The 12,250-nt window shown below is 41.0% G+C and carries 14 protein-coding genes; 9 read left to right on the top strand and 5 right to left on the bottom strand.

Features of this window, described 5'->3' with window-relative positions:
- Positions 1-158: 158 nt before the first annotated feature.
- Positions 159-1,547, top strand: a complete 1,389-nt coding sequence (locus ACP69X_RS02695) for an MFS transporter (protein ID WP_073978882.1) — start codon at positions 159-161, stop codon at positions 1,545-1,547.
- A gap of 38 nt (positions 1,548-1,585) precedes the next feature.
- On the opposite strand, the gene ACP69X_RS02690 is transcribed toward ACP69X_RS02695, so the two are convergent.
- From ACP69X_RS02690 to ACP69X_RS02680, 3 genes are all read right to left on the bottom strand, one after another.
- Positions 1,586-2,185 carry an undecaprenyl-diphosphatase gene (locus tag ACP69X_RS02690; protein WP_024423699.1) on the bottom strand — a complete coding sequence of 200 codons (600 nt, stop codon included), beginning with the start codon at positions 2,183-2,185 and terminating at the stop codon, positions 1,586-1,588.
- A 114-nt stretch (positions 2,186-2,299) separates the two neighbouring features.
- Positions 2,300-3,487: an MFS transporter gene (locus ACP69X_RS02685; protein WP_073978883.1), complete on the bottom strand. Its 1,188-nt coding sequence runs from the start codon at positions 3,485-3,487 to the stop codon at positions 2,300-2,302.
- Positions 3,488-3,502: 15 nt separating this feature from the next.
- Positions 3,503-3,916, bottom strand: coding sequence for a MarR family winged helix-turn-helix transcriptional regulator (locus ACP69X_RS02680; RefSeq protein WP_024423697.1), 414 nt, complete (start codon positions 3,914-3,916; stop codon positions 3,503-3,505).
- A gap of 347 nt (positions 3,917-4,263) precedes the next feature.
- On the opposite strand from ACP69X_RS02680, the gene spoIIID reads away from it, so the two are divergent.
- The 4 genes from spoIIID to ACP69X_RS02660 all read left to right on the top strand — a co-directional run bounded on the left by spoIIID (position 4,264) and on the right by ACP69X_RS02660 (position 7,541).
- Entirely contained in the window at positions 4,264-4,542 is a 279-nt protein-coding gene (gene spoIIID / locus ACP69X_RS02675) for a sporulation transcriptional regulator SpoIIID (RefSeq protein WP_008343327.1), read from the top strand.
- A 184-nt stretch (positions 4,543-4,726) separates the two neighbouring features.
- The gene (gene mbl, locus ACP69X_RS02670; protein WP_007497573.1) at positions 4,727-5,728 is read left to right on the top strand and encodes a cell shape-determining protein Mbl; all 1,002 of its coding nucleotides are present in this window, start codon (positions 4,727-4,729) and stop codon (positions 5,726-5,728) included.
- A gap of 124 nt (positions 5,729-5,852) precedes the next feature.
- Positions 5,853-6,692, top strand: a complete 840-nt coding sequence (locus tag ACP69X_RS02665; RefSeq protein WP_305960511.1) for a flagellar hook-basal body protein — start codon at positions 5,853-5,855, stop codon at positions 6,690-6,692.
- Positions 6,693-6,722: 30 nt separating this feature from the next.
- Positions 6,723-7,541, top strand: a complete 819-nt coding sequence (locus tag ACP69X_RS02660; RefSeq protein ID WP_269102694.1) for a flagellar hook-basal body protein — start codon at positions 6,723-6,725, stop codon at positions 7,539-7,541.
- Positions 7,542-7,555: 14 nt separating this feature from the next.
- On the opposite strand, the gene ACP69X_RS02655 is transcribed toward ACP69X_RS02660, so the two are convergent.
- A complete protein-coding gene (locus ACP69X_RS02655; RefSeq protein ID WP_305960510.1) occupies positions 7,556-8,611 on the bottom strand; it encodes a tetratricopeptide repeat protein in 1,056 nt (351 codons plus the stop codon).
- A 219-nt stretch (positions 8,612-8,830) separates the two neighbouring features.
- Between ACP69X_RS02655 and fabZ the strand changes: the two genes are divergently transcribed.
- The gene (gene fabZ, locus ACP69X_RS02650; protein WP_041087902.1) at positions 8,831-9,265 is read left to right on the top strand and encodes a 3-hydroxyacyl-ACP dehydratase FabZ; all 435 of its coding nucleotides are present in this window, start codon (positions 8,831-8,833) and stop codon (positions 9,263-9,265) included.
- 127 nt (positions 9,266-9,392) lie between these two features.
- Positions 9,393-9,788 (top strand): large conductance mechanosensitive channel protein MscL, encoded by a 396-nt coding sequence (gene mscL, locus ACP69X_RS02645; protein WP_024423693.1) that lies wholly within the window; start codon positions 9,393-9,395, stop codon positions 9,786-9,788.
- 222 nt (positions 9,789-10,010) lie between these two features.
- Here the strand turns inward: mscL and ACP69X_RS02640 are convergent, their stop codons facing one another.
- The gene (locus ACP69X_RS02640; protein ID WP_024423692.1) at positions 10,011-10,421 is read right to left on the bottom strand and encodes a YwpF-like family protein; all 411 of its coding nucleotides are present in this window, start codon (positions 10,419-10,421) and stop codon (positions 10,011-10,013) included.
- Between the two features lie 117 nt (positions 10,422-10,538).
- Between ACP69X_RS02640 and ACP69X_RS02635 the strand changes: the two genes are divergently transcribed.
- Together ACP69X_RS02635 and ACP69X_RS02630 are read left to right on the top strand one after the other, a co-directional pair.
- Positions 10,539-10,895 carry a hypothetical protein gene (locus ACP69X_RS02635; protein ID WP_041087904.1) on the top strand — a complete coding sequence of 119 codons (357 nt, stop codon included), beginning with the start codon at positions 10,539-10,541 and terminating at the stop codon, positions 10,893-10,895.
- 403 nt (positions 10,896-11,298) lie between these two features.
- Complete coding sequence (locus ACP69X_RS02630) at positions 11,299-12,159, top strand: Cof-type HAD-IIB family hydrolase (protein ID WP_235354827.1); 861 nt, start codon at positions 11,299-11,301, stop codon at positions 12,157-12,159.
- Positions 12,160-12,250: the final 91 nt, after the last annotated feature.

Below are 12,250 nucleotides of genomic sequence, written 5' to 3'. Positions count from 1 at the left end.
TTCTCAATTTTATATGTGCTTTTCCAACAGCCGCCCTTTTTAAAATGTATGTCTAGCTTTTCCGAGAGAGAACTCGATTTGATCAGGGTAAAAAAGGGAATTGAATCTCATAATAACGGGAGGATGGGCAAAGAACATGCCAGAAAGAGGAGTAGTGTATGCACAAGTGGAAAGACAATCGAAAAGTTTTTTTAACCGCTATTGCCTTTGGAACGATGTTGAATCCGTTGAATTCATCAATGATTGCTTTAGCCTTGCATCAAATTCAGCATGAATTCGGTTTGTCGTTTACGACTGTATCTTGGCTTATTTCTTCTTTTTATTTAGCTAGTGCAGTGACGCAGCCGGTAAGCGGCCGGATTGGGGATCATGTCATGAGCCGGAGAACCTTATTTTTATTCGGTCTCGTTCTTGTCGCAGTCTCAGCCATCTGCGCGCCGTTTGCTCCGACGTTTGCGGTGCTGATTGTGATCCGTCTGTTACAGGCGATTGGAAGCAGTGCCATTTATCCCTCTGGGGTCGGACTCATTCGGGATCATATTCAAGAAAAACAGGCTTCTGCGTTAGCGGTATTATCCATTTTTGCTTCAGCGATGACGGCACTTGGGCCGACGCTTGGCGGATTTTTGATGACCATTGGCGGCTGGCCGGCTATCTTTTTAGTGAATCTGCCGTTTATTTTGATCAGTTTCTTTCTCGGTCTATTGCTGTTTCCGAAGGAGCAGAAGAAGAGAAAGCTGCGCATAGGCGAGACCGTGCGAACACTCGATTTGCCAGGAATGCTTCTATTTACTGTCTGCATTGTTCTCCTGCTTTCATTTTTATTATCACTCGGTAATGGCATTCAATATGTTCAAGGCATTCTTTGTCTCCTGAGTGCAGGCGCTTTTATCTGGTGGGAGTATCAGGTGGATGAACCGTTTATTCAAATTCGGATGTTCAGAGAAGAGCAGCGGCTGTCACTTGTGTATGTGCAATTTATCATCTTAAATATCTTTTTCTATTGTCTCTTTTTTGGTTTGCCGAGTTATTTTCAAGATGAGTTAGGCTGGCGTGTGGAGATGACGGGTCTTTTTATGCTGTGTATGTCAGGAGTGAGCATTATTGTGTCGCCTCTGACAGGAAAGTGGGTAGATCGCGGGGATGAACGCCATCCAGTTTTAGCAAGTGCAGTATTAATGCTGGCTGGAGCGTCTGCAATGACTTTCTTTTTTATTCCTTCACCATTATGGGGGAAAGGATTGGTTCTAGCGCTGCTTGGGCTCAGTTATGGAATTGGGAATGTTGCGCTTCAAGCTGCGATGCTCAAGGCAAGTCCTCAGCAAATGATTGGCACGTCCTCTGGACTTTTTCAAACATGCCGCTACCTTGGTTCTATTCTGTCGTCTGCTGTGCTTGGTATGCTGTTTGGGGATGAAATTGCTGGTTCTCATTTTGCGCAATTAGGCTGGACGTTGATCATCATTTCTCTTATTGGCATTGGTGTCAGCCTTTATTTTTCAAGTATGGTTAGAGGGAGACAGCCAATAAAAAAAGCGGCACGATAAGTGAGAGAAGAATCTTCATCACGTTATCGCAAGGCCGCTTAAGAGTTGGACAGGTCTGAGCCCTGATCCTTTGTCTTCCTTCTGAAAATTTTCCCCACAATTGTCTCGTAAAATGTCACGATACGATCAATAGGAGAGTCAAAGAACTTCCATAATTTATTCATGATAAAGACAACCACAATCGATACGACCAAGCTGCCTAAAACATCAAATGGATAATGATGACCAACCCAGATGCGGGAGAATCCTGTGAGTAATCCAAAGACGAGCAAGATGTTGCCGAGCTTTTTATTACGGGATCGAATGGCTAATGATAGAGCCAGTGCACCTGTTGTATGGTCACTTGGGAAGGAAGCGTCTGCTGAGTGCGGGATGAGTGTGTCGACTTTATGCGCCACAAACGGCCGCTCTTCATAATGAAACAATGTAATGGCGAAGTTGACGATAAGTGCTGCAATGCCTGTTACACCGGAAAAGAAGACATGCTTCTTAAATTTGTGATTCCCTAAAAACCAGCAAATCAATAAGACAAGGGCATACACAAGAATGGCCTTTTTCGTAATGAATATCATGGCCTGATCTAAAAACTCAGAATGGTGAGCCATCCCGTGTATGACTTTAAACAATTCGTAATTCAAAACATCACCTATACTTTCGCTTAGTGCCAACTATTTTTCAAAAAAGCCTGTATGCTCTATTTGAAATATCCTATATTTTAGCATGTTTCCGGTGAAGTTTAAAATAGTATCCTTTTATTCTGAAAGGGAGACCTTTTGTGCTTTTGCTTCCTGGGGTTTTCGTTCGCTCCAATAAAAAACGCCCATACTTAGTAAGACCACAATACCCGCAATGAGGTACACATTTGAAAAGTCTGTGAAGCTGACAAGGAGTCCAAAGACAAATGAGCCAGCAGCAATACCCGTATCATACAGGGTGAAGAAAGTGGCCGTCGCATATCCTGTACGGTGAGCTGGTGAGTGCTGAATCGCAAGTGTTTGTAAACATGGCACGAGCGATCCGTAGCCAAGTCCAATCACAGCGCCTGATAGAAGAAGCATTGTGGCTGAATGTGTCGCAGTCAGCATCCATAAACCAATAGCAAAAAGGGCAATCGAAGGATAGATCACAATGTGAGCTCCAACCCGGTCAAAAAGTCTGCCTGTAAATGGACGTGATCCAAGCATTGCGGCCGCAAACACAATAAAGAAATAACTGCTTGCACCCATCAAATGGAGTGAATTGGCATAGACTGAAATAAATGAAATAATCGGCGAATAACAGAAGGAAATAATGATGCCGACGGCCGCTGTTTTTAATGCGCCTTTTTCAAACAGGTGAGAAAACGTGAATCGGAAGACGATACTTCCACCGTTTTCAGGCTCTGGCTGTCTAATCAGCATTGTAAAAGCGGCTCCGATTGTTACGATAATGGAAAAGAGAAGAAATAAGGAATGAAATCCTATTTTTCCTACTTGATTCAGTGCGATAAATGGACCGATGACAACAGCGAGGTTCATGGACATCACAAAGTATCCGAGTCCTTCCCCGCGTTTATGTTTCGGGATCATATCAGCCGCAATGGCACTGGCTACTGTCGTCAAAATACTAAAAAAGATCCCTTGTACGAAACGCAGTATAAGAAGCGTTTGGAATTGATCAATCGGGATGTATAAATAAGTGAGTAAGGCAAAGGCCGTAGAAGAGAAAATCGCCATCTGTTTTTTGCCAAATTTCTCAATAATGGCGCCCGAGAAAGGTCTTGTCACAATTGCAGATAATAAGAAGACCGTCACAAGCAGACCGCCCTGTGATTCTGTTCCATTTAGTTCATCCATTGTGTAAATGGGCAGTAATGTCAAAAGGGCATAAAAAGAGGTGAACGTAAATAAATTCACCAGGACAATCATAATAAAGTCTTTTGTCCAAATACGTTCGTTCATGATGTATGTCACTTCCTATTCAGTAGATAATTTGTGTAAAAGTGTATGGAGGAGTTGTTTTTCTTCGTAGGTAAAATCTGAAAGACATTCTTCTTCAAATTGTTCCATCGTGCGTTTGATTTCTTCAAATCGGGCTTTTGCATCATCTGTCATCACGATCAGATTCTCACGTTTGTCTTTTCCTTGTACACGTTTCACCCAGCCGTTTGCTTCTAAACGAGTGACGGTTCTGGTGATTGTCGGTGCTTCGACGTTCAAATATGTCCAGATATCTTTTTGGGTTTTCGGGCCGAATGTATCCAAACAAAAAAGCACAGTCCACTGGGACATGTACAAGTCATAAGCAGCAAGCGCTTCGTTCGCCTTTTTAGACAGCAGTCGTGCGCCTTGATGTATTTGATGTAAACACTCTCTATTTAACGTATCCATATGCTCACCTTTTTTAAATATTTAGCTAGGTAAATAAATTCACCTTTTCTATTTTACGTGCTGAACCCTTTCTTGTAAAGTGAAAATTTTCGCGCCCCGAAATGATTTTTTGTTTAGCCTTTTCTGATAAATCCCTTGTCCCATCTTCATTTTTAGCATATTCCCTATTCAATGCTAATACACTGTTACAAACCTGACAAAGAGAGTGTTTGAGGTGAGGGATCGTGTTTGGCATTTACTACCTAATGGATGAGAAATTACGACGAACAAGCGCCGCTGAAAATGGATAATCTTCATACGGATCTCATTTCACACTTCTCACATCCATTTTAGGGAGGTCGAGTGGTGTGCACGATTACATCAAAGAGCGAACAATCAAGATAGGAAAGTATATCGTGGAGACAAAGAAAACCGTTCGTGTTATTGCGAAAGAATTTGGAGTCTCTAAAAGTACTGTACACAAGGATCTAACAGAAAGACTGCCAGAAATTAATCCAGATCTGGCTAATGAAGTGAAGGAGATACTGGATTATCATAAATCAATCCGCCACTTGCGAGGAGGAGAAGCCACCAAGTTAAAGTATAAAAAAGAAGAAATTTTAGAAGGCGAGCCTGTGAAACAGTAAGCTTAGTTCTTTGTTCATAAACATGATATATATATCTTCCTCATATCGGTAGTTTCTAACCACAAATTTTGTAAAGACTTTTGTAAAGAAATATCTTTTTTTCTGCAAATTATGATAGAATATATAATTAGGGCAGAATGTGGTATTTGCTATGGAAACAGATTTTCAAGGAGGATATATATAGATGTTTGCTAGGGATATTGGAATTGATCTTGGTACTGCCAATGTACTGATTCATGTCAAAGGAAAAGGAATTGTGTTAAATGAACCATCTGTGGTAGCTCTTGACAAAAACAGCGGGAAAGTTTTGGCTGTTGGAGAAGAGGCTAGACGTATGGTTGGACGTACGCCTGGGAATATTGTTGCGATTCGTCCATTAAAAGATGGCGTAATTGCTGATTTTGAAGTAACTGAAGCGATGCTCAAGCATTTTATTAACAAATTAAATGTGAAAGGGCTATTCTCTAAGCCGCGTATGCTCATCTGCTGCCCGACAAACATTACATCTGTTGAGCAGAAGGCGATCAAAGAAGCTGCTGAAAAAAGCGGTGGTAAGCATGTATTTCTTGAAGAAGAGCCAAAAGTAGCAGCCATTGGTGCTGGTATGGATATTTTTCAGCCAAGTGGAAACATGGTCGTAGATATTGGAGGCGGAACGACAGATATCGCTGTCATCTCAATGGGTGACATTGTAACCGCCTCTTCTATTAAAATGGCTGGAGACAAATTTGATCTGGAAATTCTAAACTACATTAAAAAAGAGTACAAGCTGTTGATCGGTGAGCGCACGGCTGAGGATATTAAGATCCAAGTTGCAACGGTATTCCCAGACGCACGTCACGAAGAGATTTCAATTCGTGGTCGAGACATGGTGACAGGATTACCAAGAACGATTACCGTCACAAGCAAAGAAGTAGAAGAAGCATTGCGTGAATCTGTATCTGCGATTGTTCAGGCTGCGAAACAAGTTCTTGAGAGAACACCGCCTGAATTATCAGCTGATATTATCGATCGCGGCGTCATCATTACAGGTGGCGGAGCTCTTCTAAACGGGCTTGATCAATTGCTTGCTGAAGAGCTGAAAGTACCGGTTTTCGTTGCTGAAAATCCAATGGACTGTGTAGCAGTTGGTACTGGCGTGATGCTTGATAATATGGACAAGCTGCCAAAGCGTAAACTCAGCTAATGGTTTCCCTCATTCTTTTTAGAAAGAATGGGGGATTTTTATTAAAGAACCCTGCTAATTAGCCGATATATTTCATAGAAGATTGTGTTTAGGTCATGTGAAAGAATTTGAATGAGGTGAGCACGTGTTAAAAGGACTATACACCGCAACATCTGCCATGATCGCTCAAGAGCGGCGGACAGAAATGCTTTCAAATAATATCGCAAATGCGAATACGCCAGGCTATAAAGCAGATGAAGGGGCAATGCGTGCATTTCCAGAAATGCTGCTGAGCCGAATGGAATCAGGACGTTTCCAAACATCCTCAGGCAAAGGCTTTAGTGTTCCACTGCAATCGCCGATTGGTGGAATCAATACTGGGACATATATGCAGGAATTAATCCCTCAATTTACACAGGGAACTTTAAAAACAACAGATCAAACAACAGACGTAGCACTAGTTGAAAATAATGTGCCGATCAATCCGGAGACCAATCAGAAATCAGCGCTATTTTATGCGGTCAACACACCAGAAGGCGTTCGTTATACGAAAAGCAGCTCCATTACATTGAACGCACAAAAACAGTTGACCATTAATGGCCGTGCTCTTCTTTCCGTGACGGGTCAGCCGATTACGGTTCAGAGTGAGAATTTCAAAGTGAATGCAGATGGTACTGTCACTGAAAATGGCCAAAATCTTGGTCAAATTGATGTACGAGTTGCGATGGATACAAGAAACCTAGCGCGTGAAGGAAATGATTTATATCGTACAGCTGATAATCAACCCCTCCCAAGTGCAGTCAATAACGGTCAAATGTCCTATACGTTAAGCCAAGGGGTATCGGAGCTGTCGAACGTCGATGTGACGAAATCATATACAGATATGACAACGGCCTACCGAGCATTTGAAACAAACCAAAAAGTGGTTCAGGCGTATGATAAAAGCTTAGAAAAAGCAGTGAATGAAATTGGAAGAGTGTACTAATCAAGAAATGAAAAAGAAAGGAGGATACTTATGCTTAGAACGATGATAAACGCAGCTGTCTCGATGAATGAAGTGCAAAAGCAGCTTGACATCATCAGCAACAACATCGCGAACAGTGAGACAACAGGGTACCGCGCGAAAAACACCCGTTTCTCAGAGCTGATCAGACAGCAGTTTAACCAGGTAGATGAAAAAAATGAGCAGGTGGCAAACAGTCGTCTGACACCTGCTGGGTTAAGGCTTGGTACGGGGACAATGGTCAATGCGTCCATTAACTCGCTGCAAGGCTCAATTAAAGAAACTGGACGTGATCTTGATGTTGCATTCGGAGCGCCGTCGCAGTATTTGCAGGTCAACGCCGGCGGTAATATCCGTTATACAAGAGATGGTTCACTTTACTTACAGCCGGGCAATAACCGTAACCAAGTACAGCTTGTCACGAGCGAAGGCTATCCGATTCTTGATGAAAATGGGAATGCGATCGTCTTAAATGCGAATTTCCGTGATATTTCAATCGATAAAAATGGACGGCTTACGGCGATTTCAAGAGATAATCAACCGAATCAGCAAGTGAATCTAGGCGTTGTACAAGTCAACAATTCTTCAGCACTTGTCTCTGAAGGAGATAATTTGTTCTCAGTCGACGGAACCTATCAAGGCGCACTAACAGCACTAAATGGAGCAAACCGCCAAGCGATTCAGCTTCAGCAAGGTGCACTGGAAACGTCAAATGTGGACATGTCGAAAGAATTAACAGACCTCATGACCACACAGCGATCCTATCAGATGAATTCAAGAACAATCACGATGGGTGATCAAATGCTGGGATTAATTAATACAATTCGATAATCAACAGGCTGGTATCAGCCTCTCATGATAAAAAAGGCGGCTCGCTCAAAGTCGCCCTTTTTTTTATAAAAATCTGAGACATCAGCAAGCAGGTCCTCAAGATCAATCCAGGCTTCTTTTCGTTCAAGACATGTGACGAGCGTGGCGATCTGCTCATCTGCCTTTGGCGTTTGGCTGTAGAGAAGAGATAAAATTTGAAACTTCATTCTTAAAATATCAAACTGGGAAGCAACGGCTTCTTTCAGCCCTTTTTGAATATACTTCATCCCTTCATCGGTTAAATTTTCTTTAAAGCAGGAACGCACAGTTTCGTATAGGCACGATACATAGGAATGTGCTGACTTTCGGTATGCTGGAAGACGAAGCGCTTTTTTGAAGTATTCTAGCGCTTCCTTGTGACGGTTTTGTCTCGACTGAATAAAGCCAGCGTCATAATAAACGATACCGAGCAGCTCTTGATCATCAATCTTTTTCACGTAATCAATAATCTCAATGAAAATAGCTTCTGCTTCCTCATATTTTTTTTGGTCGCTATAGTTAAGAGCGAGTACAATTTTACACCGATAGATGCTGTGGATGTCTTCGTGCTTTGCAAAAATATCCATGGCTTTTTGAACATGACGAATCGATAACAACGAGTAACGGTTGTTATAATAAACACCGCTTGTACGGAAATGGAACTCTGCTTCCTCCAGCTCATCGTTAAGCAATGGCAGTCGTTCCTCTGCCTTTTCGAGATAATGAATCGCATCATTTTGATCACTTTTTAAAGATTCATATAATCCGAGAAAAAAGTAAAAATAATATTGCAGCTCTTCGTTCATTTCATCTTTGTGTGGCAGCAGTTCGTGTTTGAGTTTTTCTAAGTCCTCTGTTTGATTCATCCAGAGCTGATGACGAAAAAGCATCAGCTGATAATGGAAATAGAGCTCCTGTTTTTTTGATAATTTACGTTTATATTTTAGTAGTGTTTTTTTGATTTCTTCAGCCTTCGAAAAATGTCGATGCTTCAGCATTGTATACCAGGAATGGAGAAGTTTTTTTATGGATTTATCGCTCATAAAATTCATTTTTACCCTCTTATTCAATCAATGATGTAATATATATTACCATATTTGTGAAAAAACAATGAGTGTAGTGTGGATTATATTTGATGACAATTGGTAATAGTAGATTCCATTTTTTACTATATACGTAAGGTGAATATTGAAAAATGCCAGCATTCATAATATACTTCTATAGGAATCAAATGAAGATCAGCGATATAGAAAAGAAGGAGAGATCAAGATATGCTTGATGCTCAGCAAATTCAAGACATTATCCCACACCGTTATCCATTCTTATTGGTTGACCGTATTTTAGAGGTTGAGGGAGAAAAAAGAGCGGTTGGGATTAAAAATGTCACAGTAAATGAAGAATTTTTTAATGGCCATTTCCCAGGATACCCAGTCATGCCGGGGGTGCTTATTGTAGAAGCACTCGCACAGGTTTTTGGTGTGATTATGTTAGGCAAGGAAGAAAACAAAGGGAAAATCGGTTTGTTTGCAGGGATTGACGGCTGCCGCTTCAAAAGACAGGTCAAGCCTGGTGACCAGCTTCGTTTAGAGGTTGAAGTGACGCGCCTCCGCGGGCCGGTGGCAAAAGGAAAAGCAGTAGCGACAGTAGATGGCGAAGTTGCATGTGAAGCAGACTTGACATTTTCTATCGGTCCTAAAGTATCATGATTTTCCTGGCGGTTCATCAAGCATGAATCGCTTTTTTATTTAGCAACGTTCAGTTAGAACGGATAAGGACTTGCAATTTTGACAAAAAAACGTCATATTAGACAAAAAAAGATGAAGGTGATAAAGGATGCTGAAAGAATTTAGAGAGTTTGCCGTCAAGGGCAATGTCATTGACTTGGCTGTAGGTGTCATCATTGGGGGAGCATTTGGCAAAATTGTCACTTCTCTTGTGAATGATTTAATCATGCCGCTTGTCGGTATTATTATTGGAGGGCATGATTTTAGCGGTTTATCCATTAAAATCGGAGCTGCTCAAATTTTATATGGAAATTTTATTCAAACAGTGGTTGATTTCTTAATTATCTCGTTTTCCATTTTTATCTTTATTCGTTATTTGAATAAGTTAAAACGGAAAAAGGTCGAGGAAGAAGAGGTTGTGGAAACGCCGGATCAAACGGAAGTTCTGCTAACTGAAATTAGAGATCTATTGAAAAATCAAAGCCAGTCTAAAGATGTGCAATAGAAAAAGAGCGGCTGATCCCGCTCTCAGCGTGTAGACAAACCCTTGCATTCGGTGTCAGGTCTGCGCTCCGGTACTCACGAATGTTAAATTCGCTCCGTTCCAGTGCTCGCCCTTCCTAGACTTCAAAGGTTTTCAAACACGCTGAAAAGAAGACAAAGGGCTAAAATCAAGTTCATTTTAGCCCTTTGTCAACAATCTAAGAGCGGCTGATCCCGCTCTTTTTTATGTGTTTTGTTTAAAAGCATCCAGTAGTTTTTCTCCTGAAAGTCCCTCTTTGACGAGGTCTTTTAATACTTCTTCAGTTTCTGTTCTGTAACGATTTGTAATCATTTTACCATCGAGTAATACAGAAATGTTTTCTTCTAAGGCAACGATGTTTTTGACTTGGACAGATAGATGAACAGGGCGGTTGTTTTCTTTAGTGATCGTTACAAGAATCTTCACTTCTGTGTGCTGCTGAAAGAGTACCTCAAACACCTGTCTATGTTTCTTTGGAATGAGTGCCTCGATCATCCAGTGATTTTCACCGTCTTCTTTATTAATGATTAAACCGTCACGAAGGGGAATGCTGGACATTTTATCTTGCTGTGGATCAAGTTCAATTTTTAAATCAATCAGCCTAAAGGTTTTCATATTTATCACCTCACAAGCGTTCATTATTCGTAAGTATTATTATAGCATACAACATCTGTATAAATGAAACCGCTGCCTGCTTAGAACTAGCTGCACATGAGTGAAAGGAGATGTTTTATGGAGTCCTATCAATTGAGAAATATTCATATTGGCGAGGAGAAGGCAAAGAGTGATATACGTGTTTATTCGTGGGGAGACATTCTTTCATTTTGTGATGTCTATATGGAAGAAGGAGAGTCACTCACGTTTCAATATGTCACTGAGGATCAAATGGACTGCTTTGAGTTTCAGCTGTCGGTTCATGATGGACGGCTTTGTTTTTATTGGTTTGCGTGGGACGGATCTGATTATATTCACATGCCTTCTAGTAATTGGATTCATTCAGATATTTTTTATCAATTTATGAAAAATAAGTATTTCATCAAACAAAACAAGATGATGTTTTATACGCAAGCGGTAAAAAACAGAAATTAATGAGGATATAAAGAATTTGAAGGCCTATTTTGCTATTTTCATGTTTTGTCACATCATGCCTTTCTCCGTAGACTAGGGGTAGCTGAAAGGAAAGGAGGCAAGTCCCGAAATCAAAGGGTAACGTCTATCATCTGACAGCCCCCTCTAGCTAAAGCTGATAGATGCTGCCTTGTGCATATGAACACTGCGTAATAGAACCAATGCTTCTTTGTATAGGTCATGTGTCCCCTTGTGAATCCCCTTTGTGTGTATCCGGCCATATTGCGTGGCCGGATACCCTTTTATTCACTGTTTAACCGATCAGCTCTTGCAAATAGTGGATACTCATTACATAATGATGATGGATTTTGTTAACGGTATATCGGTTGAAAATAAAGACAAAAAGGAGAGAATGATGACAAACATTCAATTAATCGCAACGGATTTAGATGGCACTTTATTGAACAGTGAACACAAAGTGAGTCAGGAAAACGAGCAGGCATTAAAGGAAGCAGCTGCGAATGGAATTGAGGTTGTCGTTTCAACAGGAAGAGCGTATTTTGATGTGAGGTCTATTTTTGACCAGCTTGGTATGAATACATGGGTGATTAGTGCCAATGGAGCTGTGATTCATGATCCAACTGGACAAGTGTACCATTCAGCTGCTTTACAAGAAGAAAAGGCTAAACACATATTGTCATGGCTTGAAGAACGTGATTATTATTATGAAGTCTTTACAAACGAAGCCATTTTCACACCGAATCGCGGCAGAGAGCTTCTTGCGATTGAAATGGACCGTTTAAAAAGTGCAAATCCAGAAACGGATCAAAATGTCTTAAAGCAAGCGGCAGAAGTTCAATATAGCCAGTCTGGTTTTTCTTATATTGATACATATAAAGAATTGTTTCGTGAGGATCGAAAGCTTTCATTTTACAACATTTTAGGTTTTTCTTTCTTTCAGGACAGATTGAAAGCCGGATGGGATATGTTTGGTGATGATTTAGATTTAACATTGGTCAGTTCGGCTGATCATAACTTTGAAATTGGTTCAAAGCACGCGTCTAAAGGGCAGGCATTAACAAGGCTGGCAGAAAGACTAGGTATTCCTTTAAGTAGGGCAGCGGCTGTAGGAGACAGTTTAAATGATGAATCGATGCTTCGAGCTGCTGGTGTTGGGGTTGCGATGGGGAATGCGAGGCAGGATATAAAAGAAATCGCTGATCACGTCACGTTATCAAACGATGAACATGGTGTGGCGCATATGATCCGGCACCTTTTGAAATAGATGAATCAGATGTCGCGGTATAAATCACATAGGATGAAGCGCATTCTACAAAAGAGGAATTCAGAACCACTTCTATTTACACATGATGTGG

The organism is Bacillus sp. DC4300-2b2 (assembly GCF_049895685.1).
GTDB lineage: Bacteria > Bacillota > Bacilli > Bacillales > Bacillaceae > Bacillus > Bacillus safensis.
This window is presented reverse-complemented; position numbering and strand designations above follow the sequence as displayed.